The 18,075-nt window shown below is 36.3% G+C and carries 16 protein-coding genes, 1 pseudogene and 1 riboswitch; of the genes and pseudogenes, 12 read left to right on the top strand and 5 right to left on the bottom strand.

What is annotated here, in order from left to right; genetic code table 11:
- Nucleotides 1–30: 30 nt before the first annotated feature.
- The 7 genes and pseudogenes from LACWKB10_RS07930 to LACWKB10_RS07905 all read left to right on the top strand — a co-directional run bounded on the left by LACWKB10_RS07930 (nucleotide 31) and on the right by LACWKB10_RS07905 (nucleotide 8,172).
- Nucleotides 31–1,236, top strand: coding sequence for a S1C family serine protease (locus LACWKB10_RS07930; protein ID WP_034980915.1), 1,206 nt, complete (start codon nucleotides 31–33; stop codon nucleotides 1,234–1,236).
- A 491-nt stretch (nucleotides 1,237–1,727) separates the two neighbouring features.
- The gene (gene rlmH, locus LACWKB10_RS07925; RefSeq protein ID WP_034980912.1) at nucleotides 1,728–2,207 is read left to right on the top strand and encodes a 23S rRNA (pseudouridine(1915)-N(3))-methyltransferase RlmH; all 480 of its coding nucleotides are present in this window, start codon (nucleotides 1,728–1,730) and stop codon (nucleotides 2,205–2,207) included.
- Between the two features lie 77 nt (nucleotides 2,208–2,284).
- A complete protein-coding gene (locus tag LACWKB10_RS07920; protein ID WP_034980910.1) occupies nucleotides 2,285–3,265 on the top strand; it encodes a LacI family DNA-binding transcriptional regulator in 981 nt (326 codons plus the stop codon).
- A 114-nt stretch (nucleotides 3,266–3,379) separates the two neighbouring features.
- Nucleotides 3,380–4,792 carry a family 43 glycosylhydrolase gene (locus tag LACWKB10_RS07915; RefSeq protein WP_034980908.1) on the top strand — a complete coding sequence of 471 codons (1,413 nt, stop codon included), beginning with the start codon at nucleotides 3,380–3,382 and terminating at the stop codon, nucleotides 4,790–4,792.
- Between the two features lie 19 nt (nucleotides 4,793–4,811).
- Nucleotides 4,812–6,230: pseudogene (locus LACWKB10_RS07910) on the top strand (PTS transporter subunit EIIC); the annotation flags it as partial.
- Nucleotides 6,231–6,719, top strand: a complete 489-nt coding sequence (locus LACWKB10_RS10385; RefSeq protein ID WP_369792492.1) for a PTS glucose transporter subunit IIA — start codon at nucleotides 6,231–6,233, stop codon at nucleotides 6,717–6,719.
- Between the two features lie 37 nt (nucleotides 6,720–6,756).
- Nucleotides 6,757–8,172 carry a sucrose-6-phosphate hydrolase gene (locus tag LACWKB10_RS07905; RefSeq protein WP_034980906.1) on the top strand — a complete coding sequence of 472 codons (1,416 nt, stop codon included), beginning with the start codon at nucleotides 6,757–6,759 and terminating at the stop codon, nucleotides 8,170–8,172.
- A gap of 39 nt (nucleotides 8,173–8,211) precedes the next feature.
- On the opposite strand, the gene LACWKB10_RS07900 is transcribed toward LACWKB10_RS07905, so the two are convergent.
- On the bottom strand, nucleotides 8,212–8,865 hold the full coding sequence (locus LACWKB10_RS07900) for an energy-coupling factor transporter transmembrane protein EcfT (protein WP_034980904.1): 654 nt from the start codon (nucleotides 8,863–8,865) through the stop codon (nucleotides 8,212–8,214).
- A 9-nt stretch (nucleotides 8,866–8,874) separates the two neighbouring features.
- On the bottom strand, nucleotides 8,875–10,233 hold the full coding sequence (locus LACWKB10_RS07895) for an ATP-binding cassette domain-containing protein (RefSeq protein WP_034980902.1): 1,359 nt from the start codon (nucleotides 10,231–10,233) through the stop codon (nucleotides 8,875–8,877).
- A gap of 40 nt (nucleotides 10,234–10,273) precedes the next feature.
- Nucleotides 10,274–10,364: riboswitch (TPP riboswitch) on the bottom strand.
- A gap of 139 nt (nucleotides 10,365–10,503) precedes the next feature.
- Between LACWKB10_RS07895 and LACWKB10_RS07890 the strand changes: the two genes are divergently transcribed.
- Nucleotides 10,504–11,442 carry an AraC family transcriptional regulator gene (locus LACWKB10_RS07890; protein WP_034980900.1) on the top strand — a complete coding sequence of 313 codons (939 nt, stop codon included), beginning with the start codon at nucleotides 10,504–10,506 and terminating at the stop codon, nucleotides 11,440–11,442.
- A gap of 35 nt (nucleotides 11,443–11,477) precedes the next feature.
- Here LACWKB10_RS07890 and htpX read toward each other — a convergent pair whose 3' ends face one another.
- From htpX to LACWKB10_RS07875, 3 genes are all read right to left on the bottom strand, one after another.
- A complete protein-coding gene (gene htpX / locus LACWKB10_RS07885; RefSeq protein ID WP_034980897.1) occupies nucleotides 11,478–12,374 on the bottom strand; it encodes a zinc metalloprotease HtpX in 897 nt (298 codons plus the stop codon).
- Between the two features lie 17 nt (nucleotides 12,375–12,391).
- Nucleotides 12,392–12,952: a LemA family protein gene (locus tag LACWKB10_RS07880; RefSeq protein WP_034980895.1), complete on the bottom strand. Its 561-nt coding sequence runs from the start codon at nucleotides 12,950–12,952 to the stop codon at nucleotides 12,392–12,394.
- 110 nt (nucleotides 12,953–13,062) lie between these two features.
- A complete protein-coding gene (locus tag LACWKB10_RS07875) occupies nucleotides 13,063–14,163 on the bottom strand; it encodes an SLC13 family permease (protein WP_034980892.1) in 1,101 nt (366 codons plus the stop codon).
- Nucleotides 14,164–14,352: 189 nt separating this feature from the next.
- Between LACWKB10_RS07875 and LACWKB10_RS07870 the strand changes: the two genes are divergently transcribed.
- The 4 genes from LACWKB10_RS07870 (at nucleotide 14,353) to LACWKB10_RS07860 (ending at nucleotide 18,072) form a co-directional block, all read left to right on the top strand.
- The gene (locus LACWKB10_RS07870) at nucleotides 14,353–14,712 is read left to right on the top strand and encodes an iron-sulfur cluster biosynthesis family protein (protein WP_052060344.1); all 360 of its coding nucleotides are present in this window, start codon (nucleotides 14,353–14,355) and stop codon (nucleotides 14,710–14,712) included.
- 175 nt (nucleotides 14,713–14,887) lie between these two features.
- Nucleotides 14,888–15,028 (top strand): hypothetical protein, encoded by a 141-nt coding sequence (locus tag LACWKB10_RS10265; protein ID WP_090094091.1) that lies wholly within the window; start codon nucleotides 14,888–14,890, stop codon nucleotides 15,026–15,028.
- Nucleotides 15,029–15,148: 120 nt separating this feature from the next.
- Nucleotides 15,149–16,066 (top strand): HNH endonuclease, encoded by a 918-nt coding sequence (locus LACWKB10_RS07865; RefSeq protein WP_034980887.1) that lies wholly within the window; start codon nucleotides 15,149–15,151, stop codon nucleotides 16,064–16,066.
- A 47-nt stretch (nucleotides 16,067–16,113) separates the two neighbouring features.
- Nucleotides 16,114–18,072, top strand: coding sequence for a BspA family leucine-rich repeat surface protein (locus LACWKB10_RS07860; protein ID WP_052060343.1), 1,959 nt, complete (start codon nucleotides 16,114–16,116; stop codon nucleotides 18,070–18,072).
- Nucleotides 18,073–18,075: the final 3 nt, after the last annotated feature.

The following is an 18,075-nucleotide window of genomic DNA, read 5'->3' as shown; positions in this document are numbered from 1 at the left end:
AGTAAAAAGATATGTAAAGGAGATTAAATAATGAATAATCAAAACTCTGGTCATCAGCAACATGGCATTATGAAAACTGCTATTGTTGGTGTTGTAGCCGGACTAATCGGTGGTGGAGCTTCATATGTAGCCTTAGATCAAATTAATAACGCTAATATGAATAATAATGCTCAAACGACTATTAGCTCCAGCAGTGCGAAAACTTCCAGAAACAGTGCCAAAACCAGCGGAACAATGACGCCAGCCTATAATGACGTTAAAGGTGCCGTTGTTTCAGTTATTAATATGAAACGGCAATCAAGCAGCAGCAACTCTATTTTCGATATTTTTGGTGATAACGATAATGACAATAAAGGTAAGGGAAAACTGCAAACATATAGCGAGGGCTCCGGAGTAATTTACCAGAGATCTGGCAATAAAGGTTATATTGTAACTAACAATCACGTTGTTTCGGGCAGCGATAAAGTGCAAGTCATGCTGTCTAATGGCAAAACTGTTAATGCACGTATTGTTGGTACGGATGCAACAACAGACTTAGCTGTTCTTTCAATTGATAGCAGCTATGTAACTCAAACAGCTGAATTTGGTGACTCTAAGAGTTTACAGGCAGGTCAAACAGTTATTGCAGTTGGTTCGCCACTTGGCAGCGAATACGCTTCAACGGTTACTCAAGGGATAATATCAGCACCAGCGCGTAGTATTACGACTTCTTCTGCTAATCAGCAGACAGTTATTCAAACTGATGCTGCTATTAATCCGGGTAATTCAGGCGGTGCGTTAGTCAATTCCGCAGGGCAAGTAATTGGCATCAACTCAATGAAACTTTCTCAATCAAGTGACGGCACATCAGTTGAAGGCATGGGCTTTGCTATTCCATCCAATGAAGTGGTAACCATAGTTAATCAGCTGGTTAAAAAGGGCAAGATTGTCCGTCCACAATTAGGTGTTAAAGTGATTGCTCTGCAAGGCATACCTTCTAGCAACAGAAAACAACTTAACATTAAGTCTAATCTGAAAAATGGTATTTATGTTGCTTCGGTTTCCAAGCACAGTGCTGCGTCTGCGGCCGGAATTAAGACTGGTGATGTGATTATCAAAGTTGACAACAAATCTGTATCAGATGTTGCTTCGTTACACAGCATTTTGTATAATCACAAAGTCGGAGATACCATTAATTTAACCATTAACCGTAACGGAAAAGAGATTAATTTACGTGTAAAATTACAATCCGATTAAACAAAGAATATTCTAGAATTAAGTGATAAAAAGGCTATACTATGCGATTTTAGACATAAGTATAGCTTTTTTGTTAACATTATTATTGGGAAACATAAAAAAGTTCGCGAATTATTATTGTCAAGTAAAAAATATCATGGCCTTTTTTGTTGACAACTGTGGATAACTTTGTGGATTGTGCATAAAATGCGAAAAACCGGATGGGATAAATTGTGTATAACCTGTGAATTGTGTGTAAATAATAGTGAAAATTAATTAGCTCAAACAGTTGTTCAAGGCTTAACAGCAGTATTTTAGAGCAAAAAGTTTGTGAAAATCAACTATGAAAAATATTTATGTGGGTAAATCAGCGATGATAAATATAAAAAATTTATCAAAACACAATTTGTTCTCTTACTAAAGGTAAAAACCACAAAATGTAGTTTTGAACTTTACACAGCTGTGGAAAAAGCAAGTGGAAACTTTGGGAATTGGGGGATAAAATAGCAATTATGAATATTAAAATTATTTGTGTGGGTAAGTTAAAAGAAAAATACTTTAAAGATGCAATCGCTGAATATAAAAAAAGGCTGAGCCGTTTTGCCAAGGTACAAGTAATCGAAGTACCTGATGAAAAGGCACCGGAAAAGTTTAGTCAAGCAGAACAGGATAATGTCAAAGAAGTTGAAGGGCAAAGGATCCTAAATAAGATTAAAGATAAGGAATACGTTTTTGTAACTGCAATTAAAGGTAAACAGCGCAGTAGTGAAGAGTTTGCTCGTGAATTAAAGGATTTGGCAACTTATGGGCATTCTGATTTAACTTTTGTAATTGGTGGCAGCTTAGGTACTAGTCCAGCAGTAAACCAGCGTGCCAATGATCTGCTGAGTTTTGGCAAGTTGACTTTGCCACATCAATTAATGCGGGTCGTTTTAATTGAACAAATCTATCGCGGCTTTATGATTAATAGTGGCAGTCCGTATCATAAGTAGACCAAATTGTCTTAATGTTGTATTTTAATCAGTACATAAAGTAATTTTTAAAATTATATTTAGGATGGAATTTTAGTATGAAAAAGATTGGAATCCGCGAAGTTGCCGAAGAAGCACAAGTTTCTACAGCTACGGTTTCACGAGTTTTAAATAATAGGGGCTATATTAGTAAAGAAACTCGTGATAAAGTTCAGGCGGCCATGAGAAAATTAGAGTATTATCCCAACGATTTAGCTCGTGCGCTTTATCAAAAAAGAACATATACGGTCGGTGTCATTTTTCCTTCAAATGTTCATCCTTTTCAAGCTGAATTAATACAGGATATTGAATATTTGTTATCCCAAAAAGGCTACAAAATGCTTCTTTGCAACAGTCTAAATAATCCCCAAAAAGAAATTGAGTATTTAACAATGCTCCGCAAAAATCAAGTAGACGGCATTATTGTTGGCACGCATAATAAGCATGTGTCCGGCTATCAAAATTCTAAATTGCCCATAGTTGCTATTGATCGTGACTTAGGTGAAAATACTACAACTGTTGCCTGTGATAATTATGCTGGAGGTAAAATGGCGGTGCAATTGTTGGTTGACCGTGGGTGTAAGCAAATACTTGATATTAGGGGTGATAGTTCAGTCAAGTTACCGGCTAATGATCGTTCAATTGCATATTTGGAATTAATGGAAAAGAATAATTTACCTAAAAATGTTCTGGAGGTCCCATTTGTGTGGAGTGCTGCTAAGAAGAAAGAAACTATTGAAAATTATTTGCAGAATCATCCCCAAATTGATGGCATTTTTGCAGGAGATGACTTGTTAGCTTCATTAGCTATTTTTTATCTAGAAATGCATGATAAAAGAGTACCAGAAGATGTCAAGGTTATCGGCTTTGATGGGGCAAAGCAAACTTTATTATATAATCCCAGATTAACAACAATCAGACAACCAATTGGTCAAATAGCACAAGTAGCAACAGAAAAATTAATAAATAAGATTAACGGCAAAAAAGAAACAGATCGCCTTGATCTTCCTGTAAGCCTTTATATAGGGCACACAGTATAATAATTACCAGTTTTTTTAACTGGCTTTTTTAATTTTATATATGTAACCGGTTGACATATGTAACGGGTTGCAGTATATTCAATAGTAAATGTAAGTGCTCACAAGGAGGAAACGATGGATTTAAAGTCGACTAATAATCAACAAATTTATTATCAACCTAAAGATGTTTGGGTAGGAGATATTATGCCTTACGCTCAGGATAGTAAGTTTTATATTTACCATCAACGAGATAAACGGATTCATGGTCCAATTACTGATCCGTTTGGCTGGTCACTTGCAACCACCACAGACTTTGTACACTATGATGATTATGGAGAGGTACTAAAGCGAGGCAGCGACCAAGATTGGGATCAATTTGCCTATGCTGGGTCAGTTTTTGAAGCTAATGGTAAAATTCATGCCTTTTATACAGGTTTTAATAAGGAATTTTTAAAAGAAGGAAAGACATCGCAAATCTTACTGCACGCCACCAGCAAGGACTTTATTCACTGGACGAAATCAAAAAATGCTTTAAAGCTTGAACCACAACCCGGCTATGATAACCGTAATTGGCGTGATCCATCAGTCATTTGGGATGATACCAAAAAGGAATACCTGTTGATTTTAGGAGCGCGCAAAGGTCAAGATAAGCATAAGTTGACTGGAAGACTTGTAAAATACACTTCAAAAGATCTAGAAAATTGGCAATTTGAGGGTGACTTCTGGGCTCCAAATTTATATACCATGTTTGAAATGCCTCAGCTTTTTAAAATGGGTGATTGGTGGTATCTGATTTATTCAGAATATAGCGTCAAAAACAAGGTTTTTTACAGGATGAGTAAAAGCCTGAATGGTCCGTGGCTCAAACCTAAAGATGAAGCTTTTGACGGTCGAGCTTATTATGCTGCCAGAACAGCTTTTGATGGCAAGCGCCGAGTACTCTTTGGCTGGGTTCCCACTAAAGTTGGTCTGAATGATATGAACAATTATGAATGGGGCGGTACTTTTGTACCGCAAGAAATTTACCAACGTGCGGATAATACGCTTGGTGTGCGTCCTGTTGCAGAAATTTGTGCAGCTTTTGCAAATAAAACAGCAATTGCGTCACAGCAATTGCAAACCACAGACACTCTTGAAGAAAAAGAACTTATTGAAGATACGGGAGAACACTTTTATTTCCATACTAAAATCAGTTTTAGCAAATCTGTTAGTGATTTTTCTATTCGACTTTACCGAAATCCTGCAACAGATGAATCTTATGAGTTTAGATTTAATTTGGATGAGAACTACTTAACTTTGGATAAAAATCCTTGTTACAGGTGGTACCAAATGATGAATAAAGGACTTAACAGACCAATCGATTTAAAGGCTGGTAAAGAATATGATCTAAAAGTAATTGTGGATGATAATATCCTAACGATTTATCTAAATGGTACTGCGTTAAATGCCCGCGTTTACCACAAGTTTGGTCATACTTTAAGTGTGACCGTAACTAACGGAACGCTTCGACTTGAACAAATTGAATTTTCCAATGATTATCGTAAATGATAAAAGAGGAACAAAATAAATGGCAGATTATAATAAAATTGCACAAGAAGTTTTAAAAAATGTTGGTGGTGCAGATAATGTAGTTAGTGCAACCCACTGCGTTACCAGGTTAAGGCTAGTTTTAAAAGATGTTAATAAGGCCGACCAAGATGCCCTTAATAACATTGAGGGCACTAAAGGAGTAATATACAACAGCGGGCAACTGCAAATAGTATTTGGTCCGGGAGCAGTAGAACAAGCTTATGATGCTTTTGTAAAAATCTCTGGGACTAAAGAAGTATCAGTCGATCAAATTAAAGATGAAGGTATCAAAAGCAAAAATAAATTTCAGCAAGCATTTAAAGTTTTTGGCGATATCTTTATTCCTATAATTCCAGCTTTTATTGGTGCTGCTATGATCTTAGGCTTAAGGTCATTGCTTGCTACTCCGGGCATGTTTGGTATGACCAAGTCACTGGCCCAGCAGAGTGTATATGTGGGCGATTTTTGTAAATTTTTAAATGTTATTGCCACTACATTTAAAATTTTGCCCGTATTAGTAATGTATTCAGCCACTAAGCGCTTTGGTGGTAATCCAATTTTGGGGATACTAGTCGGCTTTGTCATGATTTCACCTGATTTGGCTGATAGAAATGCTTTTGTCCTGGGACAAGTTCATCCAGCGTATTGGAATTTATTTGGTCTAAAAATAGCTGCTGTGGGTTTTCAAGGCGGTGTCTTTGCGGCAATTTTAACTGCGTGGTTTCAGGCCAAGGTTGAAAAAATAGCTACTAAATATATACCTCAAGTTGTTTCGTATATACTCGTGCCTGCTGTTACTTTGTTAGCGGCCAATTTATCACTATTTCTAATTTTTGGACCTCTTGGTCTCTGGATTGGGAATATTTTAGGCGGCATTATTAATTTCCTTTATATGAAGATGAGTGCTTTTGGTGCCTTTGTCTTTGCTGCAGGATTGCAACCTTTAGTGGTAACTGGAACGCATCAAGCTATCCAGGGAATTGAAGCTAATTTAATTGTACAGACAGGATTTGATTATATTCAACCTATTTGGTCAGTTTCCATTATTGCCCAAGGCGGTGGCTGTATTGGGATGTACTTGATTTTAAAGCAAAAATCCAAAGATCGTGATATTGCTATTTCAAGTTTTATCCCTACGTTAGTCGGAATTACTGAGCCCGCTATCTTTGCTGTTAATCTTAAATACAGTATTGTGCCTTTCGTATGTTCGTTTCTGGGAGCCGGATTTGGCGGAGTTTACATGAAGCTGTTAAATGTTAAAGGTTTAGCGCAGGGTCTTACTGTACTTCCTGGTTTAACGGTTGCCAGACCGATTGGACCGTATGTTATTGGTAACCTCATTGCATTTGTTTTGCCAATTATTTTTATTCTTGTTTGGAATAAATTCAGGCCGATATTACCGGAAAACAAAAGAAGAGTGGACCACAAAGAAAGCAAAATACTAGTTGCTACTGATGATAATTCTGTCTTAGCACCTGTTGATGGTGAGTATTTACCCCTTGAAAAAGTTAATGATGAAACTTTTTCAAAAAAATTAGTTGGAGATGGTTTTGCTATTCAGCCGACTACCGGTGACATTTTTGCACCCGTTAATGGTAAAGTGATATCTGTTTTCCCGACAAAGCATGCAATTACCTTAAAGAGTGAAAATGGTGTACAAATATTATTGCATATGGGGATTGATACTGTTGATTTAGGTGGCAGAGGCTTCACAATTTTAGTAAAGGATGGTCAAGAAATTGCAGCAGGCGATCCATTGGCTAAGATGGATTTAAAAGCTATTCAAGCAGCTGGTAAACAAACTACAGTCATGGTATTATTCCCTGAATATAAAAATGGCTTTACCACGAAGAACAAAGATACAGAAGTAAATCACGGCAATTTAATTTTGCAATTAAACAAGTAAGTGAACTGAAATTTATAAATATAAGGAAGAAACAAAAATGCGGGTTCCAGCAAAAATTACCAACGAGCGATATCGCCTTAATTATCACGTTTCAACGCCTTCCGGATGGATGAATGATCCTAATGGCTTTTCGTATTATCAAGGCTACTACCATATTTTTTACCAGTATTATCCCTATTCATCTGAAAGAGGACCAATGCATTGGGGACACTATCGCAGTCAAGATTTGATTCACTGGGAAGAACTGCCAATAGCGTTGATACCAGACAGCCCTGAAGATGACAATGGCTGTTATTCCGGCAGTGCGATTGAAAAAGCTGGTCGTTTATATCTGATCTATACTGGTAATCATTATTATGATGTGAATGATCACAGCCGTTTTTGCCAAACGCAAAATGTTGCATATAGTGATGATGGTATTCATTTTACAAAATACAGTGGTAATCCAGTGATTGCCGTACCACCGGCTGATAACTCACAGCACTTTCGTGATCCGAAAGTCTGGCAACATGGGGATTCATATTATATTATTGTTGGCAGTCAAGATAAGGCAGGATTGGGTCGTGCAATTACTTATAAGTCAACTGATTTATTGCACTGGGAATATTTAGGACCAATTGCAGTTTCTCAGGGAAGAGATAATGAAGGATATACGTGGGAATGTCCGGATCTTTTTTCACTTAATGGGCAAGATGTTCTGTTGTGCTCACCACAGGGAATTGCAGCAAAGAGTAAAAAGTATCTTAATCTTTATCAAACGGGATATTTCATCGGTAAGATGGATTATCACAAAAACCAGTTTGAACACGGAGCGTTTCTAGAACTTGATCATGGCCACGACTTTTACGCAGCGCAAACCATGTTAACACCTGATAATCGGCGCATTGTCTTTGGCTGGCTTGATATGTGGCACGCTGACTTTCCTGAACAGGCTGATGGTTGGTGTGGTGCTTTAACCTTGCCCAGAGAATTAACTTTAAAGAATAATCAGCTATATATGAAGCCAGTTAAAGAATTAAAACAGCTGCGGCAAGAAAAAGTAATTGATGAAAAGTTGATGACTTCGTTAAAGCAGATGAATGTTTCCGATCCGCAGCATCTAGAATTGCTTTTGATAGCTGAAACAGAAAATTGGTCTGGCAGTGAGATTAATTTTGTACTCAAAAATGAGCAGGAAAATTTGATAACATTAAGTTGGAACAAAAGGAATAACGAAGTAGTTTTAACTCGAGCTGATAAGCCGGCAGATGATTCTCGACGTTATGGCAGATTAAGACCAAACCCAAATTTGAAAATCCAGGTATTTATTGATACCAGTTCTATTGAGTTTTTCTTAAATGACGGTGAGCTGGTATTTTCAGAACGGTATTATACTTCTGAAAAACCTCAGATTTTCGTCAATGCAGATCAGTCAGTCAAAATAAACGTCACATGCTATACTTTGGCAAAATAAATTAGGCTAAAGAAAAAGTGGACACGCAGGTCCACTTTTTTATTTTAATGTGAATAATGCCAGGTTAACTAAAAACAGGATAATAATCGACTTTAGCCAATCACTTTTTTGAACAGGAACAGGTGCAATAACTGAGCGCTGGGCGCTCTCACGGTAGCCGTGAGATGCCATCCCCTGTGTTAAATTTTCTGCAGAATTAAGCGCAACAAGAATAGCTTTAAAGTATAAAACAGGTGACCAAAAGCTTAAATAAACGCCCCTCATCATGCCGGCAGTGCGTATTTGTTTAACTGCTTCCTTCATTCTGGGGACGATATTTAGGGCGGCTAAAACTCCATAGGCAAACTTACTGGGTAAATGAAAATTCTGCTCAAAAGAACGTGCTAATTCCGTGGCAGTAATTCCTATTGATACACAGTAGATAGTCAACGTGTAGACGTAAATACGACTGGATAAACTCAGTGCATTTTGCAAATTAGGCTGAGGTGTAAACCAATATAAAGTAGCAAAAACCGTAAATGCAGCAATTAAGGGCATTAATAAAATTAAAAGCAGATTCTTCAATTTGATGTGTTTGTAGATTAGATAAATTATGGTAAAAAAGATGATTAAAAGATTGGTTAACAAGCTTGATTTTAGAGATATTTCTATAGAAATAATCAGTGCTAGAAAAAATTTAAAACTGGGATTCATGATCACGCCTCATTTATTCACATAGGTTAAATGCTGGTCTTTAAAGATGAGGTGATAGTCACACCAATCTGCCAGATTCCTTAGTTCATGACTAATAATTAAAAGCGTTTGACTACGTGCTTTCTGACTTTCTTTTAATAAAGCCATCACCTTGTTAGCAGAGTCCGCATCCAGGCCATTAAGGGGCTCATCAATTAGTAATACATCCTGATCGGAGATCAACATTAGTAAAATTTGCAGTTTCTTTTGTTGCCCGCCAGATAATGAATAAACCACATGATCGAGCAGTGAATCAAGCTTAAGGGTAGCTAAAGCCTCATTTATTCTGTCATCAGTAAAATAATTATTGGTTCGTTGCTTTTTGCTTAAATTGATTTCATCCGCAACAGAAACGTTGATAAACTGATCGGTCGCATTTTGAAAAATTTGCCCCACTTTAAGGAGATACTTGCGAGCTGATAATTTACTGATTTCCTGATTGTGATAAGTTAGACTGCCTGAATACGGGATCATTTTGGTCAGTGCGTTAAAAAGTGATGTTTTACCAACCCCGTTTGCTCCAGTAATAAGAGTAGTTTTACCAGAAAAGATATTTAGCTGTTCCTGCTCTAAAAGCAAACGATTTTGTGTAATCTCTGTATTTTTGAGTTTAAAAGAAACTTCGTTATTTTCTTCAGGTAAGGCAAAAGTATAAGAAACGGATTCCGTATTTTTTTGCAGCAGTTTTTCTTTTTCACTAGCAGAAAGTTGTACCAAATCTTTACCTTGAAATTGAAACAGGTTATCACAATGTCCTTCATAGTCAGTTAATACATGATCACTTAAAATAATTGTTTTCCCTTGATCGCGCAGGTGAGCTAATTTAGCAATTAAGAATTTGCGAGCGGCTGGATCACAGCTGGCAAAGGGTTCATCAAGTAAAAAAAGATCTACATTCATCGCAACAAGTACAGCTAAAGCAACTCTTTGCTGCTCGCCACCAGACATTGTATTAATTTTTTGATCAAGCAAATAATCAATTTGTGTAAACTGAACAGCTTCATTCAAGCGCTTTATATACTGCGATTTATTAAGACAAAGATTTTCAAGTGCAAAAATAATTTCTTCTCGCGGTGTTGGCATCGTAAACTGTTCACTGGCATTTTGAAACATCATAGCAGATCTTAATCCGCCTAAATTAACGCTGCCGCTTAATTGGCCCGCAAACTCAGGATATAGATTTGCTAGAATTTTTAATAATGTAGATTTGCCACAGCCGGTTGGACCAACTAACAGTGAAAGTTCACCAGTGGGAATAGTGAGATTAATATCTGTTAATATTTTATTTTGCTTATCATATGAAAAAGTCAGGTTGTTTAATTTAATCAATTTAGTTACCAAAAAAAATCGTCAGGATAAAGCCTGACGACGTAAAATCTTTCGTTTTCCCTTCGCTGGCATTATCCAAAGCAGGTTCGACGGGTCTGTTCTCAGCCTCTAGGGCACCCCGATGTTAAACTTATTATACATAAAAGAAAAATAGATGTCTACATACACAAGTATTCTCTTTAATCTAAATAACAAAATTCTGTTAGTAAGATGAAATTTTGCTATATAATGAATTTATATATTCCAAAATTTGAATAAGAAGGTGAAATAATGGCAGCTGTTAAACTTGAACAATATTTAGCCAGCATTTTGGATTCAACTAAGTCTGACACTAATGAGGTAAGAATCAAACCCAAAAACGATAATTTTGATTTATTTAGAGCGTTTTTGGAAAATCGTAATACTGGAGTTCATCGCTACCAAACTACAGCTTCAACTATTTTATATGAAGCTCAGGGATCAGTAAAAGCCAGAATCAATGATGAGGATTTCTTGCTTAAAGCCGGCAATATAGTATTTTTACAGAGAAAAAGCGATTATGAAATATTGCGGCAGGGAGAAAACGATATATTAGTTAAGTTAGAATTTGACCATAATTTCAAGATGCTAGATTTTCTCGGAAGCTATTCTGCCATGAGTCATCGTGAAAAAAAAGTGTTTAAGGAAATTACTGACGCTTACAATCAAAGGCGCTTATTATTTTTAAACAGTACACCTTTGTCTAAGTCTGCAAATGCGCTAAAAAAAGTAATTGATGAATATCTTAATCAGGATTTGTATACTCACAATGTTATTTTGGCACAACTAAACTTGCTTTTAATTGCCGCAATTAGAAATCAAGACTTAGCGACAGGTCCTGTAACTAATCACCAATTTGTTCAAACTGATTTAGAAAATTATATTGATGCTCATTTTACTGACATAACGCTTAATGAGGCAGCCAAACATTTTGGCTTCAATCCTAATTATTTTTCAAGTTTGGTTAAACAAAAAACTGGTAAAAGCTTCGTAGAGCATGTTGATGAAAGGCGTATGCAAGAGGCGCGCAATTTGCTTGCACGACCAGATATTTCCGTAAAAGAAATAATTGCACGGGTAGGTTATAGTGGCAAGTCCTTCTTTTATAAAAAATTCAGTGAATATTATCATGAAACGCCAGTCCAAATGCGGGCTGAATTATTTAGACAGGCAAACATCAACTTAAAATAAAAAGCAACCTTGATTAAAAAGGTTGCTTTATTTTATTACATTTTTTCTAAGCGTTTGATCCTGTCAGCTGTTGGCGGGTGACTGTCAAATAAATGAGCAAAACTGCGTTTTTTTCGTACAGGATCTTCAATATACATGCCAACACTGCTGGGATCGGCTTTCTTCATTGGCTCAGAACCGTCAATCTTTTCTAAAGCAGAAATTAATCCTTGTGGGTTGCGGGTTAATTCTACTGATGACGCGTCAGCCAGATATTCACGATTTCGCGATAATGCCATTTGGGCTAAACTAGCGCAAATAGGTCCCAGAATTAACACAAACACAATTGCCACAATCTTAAAAATGATAACAATAGTGCCACCATTGTCGTTATCGCTGTCGCGATCATCATCAATCCACCAAATATAACGGCTGGCAATACCGGATAAATAAGAAATGACTCCGACTAATACTGCGGCAATAGTAGAAACTAAAATATCATAGTTTCTAATGTGCGAAATCTCATGACCTAAAACGCCTTCCAGTTCCTCTCGGTTCATCATGTCCAGCAGACCTTGAGTAACTGCAACAGCAGAGTGGTTGGGATCGCGTCCGGTCGCAAAAGCATTAGGACTGGGATCATCAATAATAAAAACTCGAGGCATTGGTACCCGACCGACCATTGCCATATCTTGTACAACATGCCACAGTTCCGGATTATCTCGTTCATGGACTTCTTGAGCGTGATTAAGGCTCATAACCATATTAGCCGGGTTAGGCAGGACAATTAACATGTAGATTAAGCTAAAAACTACAGCAATGATCAATCCTAAAACAGGCCGATCACCAAAAAGATAGCCTAGTCCTGCCCCTACAAGTGCCAAAATAATGACAAATAATCCCATAATCCCAACGGTTTTACGTTTATTGCTGGCAATTTGTTGAAATAGCATAAAAACTGACCTGATATTTAAAACTTAACTTTAGGTACTTCTTTTTCCGATTCATTAGTTTGTAAGTAGTCAACTTTCTTAAAACCGTGAATGTGAGCAACAATATTAGACGGGAAAGTTAAAAGCTTTTGGTCGTATAGTGCAGCCGATGAATTATAAAGTTGTCTCGAATAAGCAATTTTGTTTTCTGTGTTAGTCAATTCTTCTTGCAGTTTCAAGAAATTTTGGTTGGCTTTAAGGTCAGGATAGTTTTCTGATAAGGCAAAAATTGATTTAAGTGCATCAGAAATCTGATTGGAAACTTTTAAAGTTTGAGCGTGATCATCGCTTGGAATATTAGTTAACTGATTACGCAACTGAACAACATTTTCCAATGTTTCTTTTTCATGTTTGGCGTAGCCCTTAGTTGTTTCGACTAGGTTGGGAATCAAGTCGTTACGCCGCTTCAGTTGTACATCAATCTGACTCCAAGATTCATCAGTGTATACTTTGGCTTTTTGTAAACTGTTGTAAACTGTAATATAAAGTGCAATTAATAAAACAACAATAATTACAATTACCCAAGTTAAACTATTCATAGTATTCCTCCTTAATATATATCCCTTAATTATAACTGATTAAGAACCTTTTGAATATAAAAAAGAAGCTTATACTATCTTTCATTAGCAAAGCTTTACTAAAATGTATATTAAATTAATAAAAGTCCCCAGCCTACAACGGTTAAAACAATCAAACCAATAAACTGCATTACGGACCATTTTTTGAAGAACTCCCCTCTTGAAACTGTAGCGTTTTGGGTAAATGTTTTTAAGACCAGCATATTGGCCATTGAACCGATAGGAGAACCAAATCCTCCAATGTTAGAACCTAAAAATAGTGCTTCAGCATAAGGAGTAAACTTACCGACTAAAATAGTTGCAGGAACATTGCTGATAATCTGACTGGAGATAATCGAAGTGAAGTAGGTTGAGCTTTCCGAATTAATCATCGTATGAATGATGCTGACAATCATCGGGATCTGTTGAATATCACTAATGAAGATGAAAAAACAGGTAAAGGTTAATAGCAAAGCAAAATCTACTTTAAGCAAAATTCTCGGGTTTATTAATAAGGCTAAGATAATTGCAACAATCATCGGAATTGCAACATTAATCACCTTAAATACCCCTAAGAAAAATAAGGCGAATACTGCTGTAGTAATGATTGTGGGTCTTAAACTGATATTAATCTGTTTAATATCTTGTCTGGGAATTTTTTTACGAGGGATAAAGTAAAAAATAATAAACGTAATGATTAATGCCATTAATAAATAGGGCAAAGACCAAGAGAAAAACTGCAGAGCATTAACAGAATATTTACTGACCAAAAAAATATTGTGGGGGTTGCCCCACGGAGTAAAAGCAGCTCCAATATTCGCACCCATACCAATTAAAGTGACAGGCAAAATTTGTGGCAAGTCACATCTTTTGGCAATATTTAAATATAGGGGAATCAATGTAAGCGCTGTTATGTCATTGCCGAGAAACATCCCAGAAATAATCGCTAGAAGCGTAAACAAGATGTTTAATTTCTGCATATTGTCGGCAATACTGGTCAGTTTATACGCCAGCACGTCCAGAACGTGCAAGTAAGCGTATATTTGAATAATGATTAGCATCGCGGCGACTGAAAAAATAGTATGTAAGTTAATATCCTCAAGCCGCGGTCTAGCAAAAAAAAGACTGATAATCGTTATTACAAAAGTAATCTGCAGGATTTTATCACTAAAAACCTTTTTCAAGACGGTCATAAAATGTCCCCTTTCACAAGTTATAATCATCTATAATCGCTATATACATTTTGACCTTTTTTTCTGTTATACGCAATAATAAATTTTTCATGGTGAAAAGCACTTTTACTATAAACATAATTTTTGACACTATAACTTAATATATCCTATACTTGAGAAAATTGCTAAGGATTAGGAGGAAATATTAAAATGAGTAATTCCGAATCAGTTAAAATGAATGTTAAATCAGGTGCTGCTGATAAAATCAAAAAAAGTGTGAAAGATGGACAGGTTGTTTTATTGTCACTAAACGATGGTTCTAACAAGTACTCTAATATTGCTGGCAGCTGTGCGGCTGGTACTCGTTTTCAATTTGTAGTCTTGGATCAGAAAGACCCAGATTTTTCAATTAATGTTGAAAATAATATTGGCTTAGACTTATATACCAGTCCAGCAGAAATGCAATATTTAGGCAACGATTTAGTAGTAGATGAAAAAAATGCAGCTATCAGTTTGGCAGACGATAGTGGCGTAATTGATGCTGCCATGACAGTTAGTGAAAATAATTAGTTCATTTAACTAATAATATGTGCTCAAAAATAACTTTATTTTATAGCGTTCCATTATGGAACGCTTTTTTTTAATGGTAAAACGTATGACTCAATATCAGCAAATCTTGCTTCAAAAAGTCCTAAGTGTTAAACTATATAAGATTTTCGAAAATCTTGAAAGGAAGTATAGTACTATGCGTAAAGGTGAAAATTACAACACTGGTTGTGAACCAAACCAAAGACCTAAGAACAAGAAGAACGGCAAGAAACGTGTTGCGCACGTGGCAGCAGTTGTTGCTTTCTTGAACAAGGCCAAAGCAGACGAAAATAAATAGTTTGTTTTTAAACAAGACTAAAAGGTGGATGAAACTTTCGTCCGCCTTTTTTTATTGCTCTAAATTGAGTAGAATTAGATTAATGATACATACATTTTGCTCTAAGGAGAATGCTTAAAAGTGAAGTTTCAATGCAGTGCGTGTGGATTGCGCATAAATGCCAAACATTTTAAACAAACGGGTCTGATTAATCCTAAACTGACTAGTATTTGCGATCTATGCATTCAAAGAGGAGAAAAGCCGGAAGATTTTGCCAATATTGCGGTTAAAGTTTTTGCGCAATGCTTATTGTTTACTTTTATAGGAAAAGATGAAGTCGCAGATAATTCAACATTTTTGGTTGCTAAAAATGACATGCGTAAGCGCTATGAGGCTTTTATTCGGGATTATGATGGCAATGAATTAGCCCAGCAACAGCTATCAGCACATGATTTTAATCAGGCAGTAATAGACAGCGAGACAGGTCAAACTGACTTTGTGCCCAGCAGCGAATTCACTTTTGCCGAAAATCTGAGTAAATTAGGATTAACCGTCGACTTTAAACTAAATGAAGTGGATTATATTGACCGTGAGCGCATTCGCGCTAAATACCATTATCGCTGCCAATATTGCGGCAGGCGCGGACGTAGCGTCGATCACAAAGACCCGGTTTCACTTTCACATAATAATGATTTTGACAACCTGATTTTATCCTGCACGGAATGCAATCGCATCAAGTCTAACATGCCGTATAAATTGTTTGTCAGTTTAAATAATGAAATTCCTGAAGTTAACCGAAAACTGGTCAAATATGAAGATGCTCTTGCTACTTTGAAGGGTGAATTTGAGGAAAGACGACGGGAATTAGCCGCTAAAATGCACCTGAAGGGTGTTGTTAATGATCCTGAACTTGACCAGATGCGTAAGCAAAACAAAAAACTGCAGGATGCAATTGATAGCCTGGAGAGTGATTATACTGACTTGCGTTCTTTACGCGAGCAGCACTTTATGACTGGCTGGAAACTAGCGCAAGTAAACGCAAAAGAAGATATTATTTAACTTTTAAAAGGCTTACAATGAAATTAAGAGGAAAAGGAGGTCAAAAAATGAAGTCAACTAAATTCAAGCAAAATATTTTAGCAAAATTGGGGATCAGTATGGCTGCCGCAGTCTTGGGCATGATGAGTGGCGCTAATCTGGTCCAGAATGTTTTGGCAGCTTCTGTTGCACCTGCTGCTAACGATCAAACTGCAAAAACAACACCGACTGCAACCAATACTGTCAATAATCAGCTGGGCTTTTGGACTGGCACTGATGGCAGCTGCACGTGGCAATATGATGTCCTTACTAATACGCTGACTATTAGTGGTGCTAAAGGAGCACAACTGTCAAGTACACCTTTTACCAAAGAATTCAAATGGGCTGGAAGTATTGAGCATATCGTTTTTGAAGGTCCGTTTAAGTTACCTGCAAATTCAAAACAAAAATTTGCCAATTTGAGATATTTGTCTGATATTAAGGGTTTAGAAAACGCTGATACTAGTGATGTAACCAATATGTCTGGTTTATTTGCCGGTGATATGAAACTTAATAGTTTAGATATTAGTAATTTTAATACTGATAAAGTTACAGATATGAGTAACATGTTCAACAGATTAGGTATGGATAATGCTACTGCTACAGCAATAGATTTGAGTAAATTGAATACCGCAAATGTAACCACTATGAACAACATGTTTGCGGCAGCCAATTTTAAAAAGCTGGATTTAAAAAACTTTAATACTAGCAAAGTAACCGATATGGCAAATATGTTTTCCAGTACTAAGGCAGAAACGATTAATGTAGATAGCTTTGATACCAGTAAAGTACAAAATATGAGCGGAATGTTCGATAATTGCATGATTAAACAGCTCGACTGCTCAGGCTTTAATACCAAAAACGTAACGGACATGAGCAGCATGTTTTCTCATAGTGAGAACATAACAACTCTAAACTTGAGCAATTTTAATACTAGCAATGTCAAAAATATGAAAACTATGTTTTTTGGGAATTCAAATCTGACCAGTTTGGATTTGAGTAATTTTGATACTAGTAAAGTAACTAATATGTCAGGCATGTTTTCAGACGATACAGCATTAAAACAACTTAATTTGACGGGCTGGAATACTGCCAATGTTACTGACATGAGCACTATGTTTGCCAGATTAAAGAATATCGTCAGTTTAAATATTAAGCACTTTAATACCGGCAAGGTAACTGATATGTTTAGCATGTTTAACGGTGCTGAAAATTTAACTGATTTTGATATTAGTCATTTTGATACCAGCAAGGTGACTAACACCAGCTATATGTTTTCTGGTATGAAAAAAATTACCAGCATAGATTTAAGTCATTTTAATACTAAGTCTAATACGACCTTGTTTGGCATGTTTAGTGATGATGACAATTTAAAGACAGTTAATTTGAAAGGCTGGAATACCAAACGGGTCAGGAGTATGAGTCGCATGTTTAAAAACGACCCGCAGCTGGTCAATATTAATTTAAGTCATCTTAATACTAATAGTCTCACTGAAGCATATGAGATGTTTAAAAATGATCAGAGTCTCAAAACTGTTGATTTACATAATTGGAACACCCGCAAAATAACTGAAGTAAGTGAGATGTTTGCTCAATGTCCTAACCTTACTAATGTTAATTTACACGGCTGGCACATGCCTAAACTGACTGATTCGACTGATATGTTTATGCAGGACAAGAAATTAGCGGGGGTTGATCTGACTAATTTTAATATTCATAACAGCAGGATTTTAAATCAGGCAGGCAATCCAAAAGGGTTTGCTGTGAAGCTGGGCCACTACCGTTTACGTAAGAGTTCAGGTGTAGGACAAAGATTTAAGCACATTCAAGCTGTAGGCAAAGGAACAATTAGAAAACCGAAAGGCAAAAAATTTACTGCAAAGCAATTATTTAAGCTGTATAATCACTCTGCCAAAAAGAGCCCTAGAGAAACCTATGTTATGTATAACGGTAAAAAACCACAGTTACCAAAATCATTTCATTTTTGATTT

The organism is Lactobacillus sp. wkB10 (genome assembly GCF_000760615.1).
In the GTDB taxonomy this organism is placed as follows: domain Bacteria; phylum Bacillota; class Bacilli; order Lactobacillales; family Lactobacillaceae; genus Lactobacillus; species Lactobacillus huangpiensis.
The sequence above is the reverse complement of the archived record's forward strand: the minus strand, read 5'-3'. Positions and strand labels throughout refer to the sequence as shown.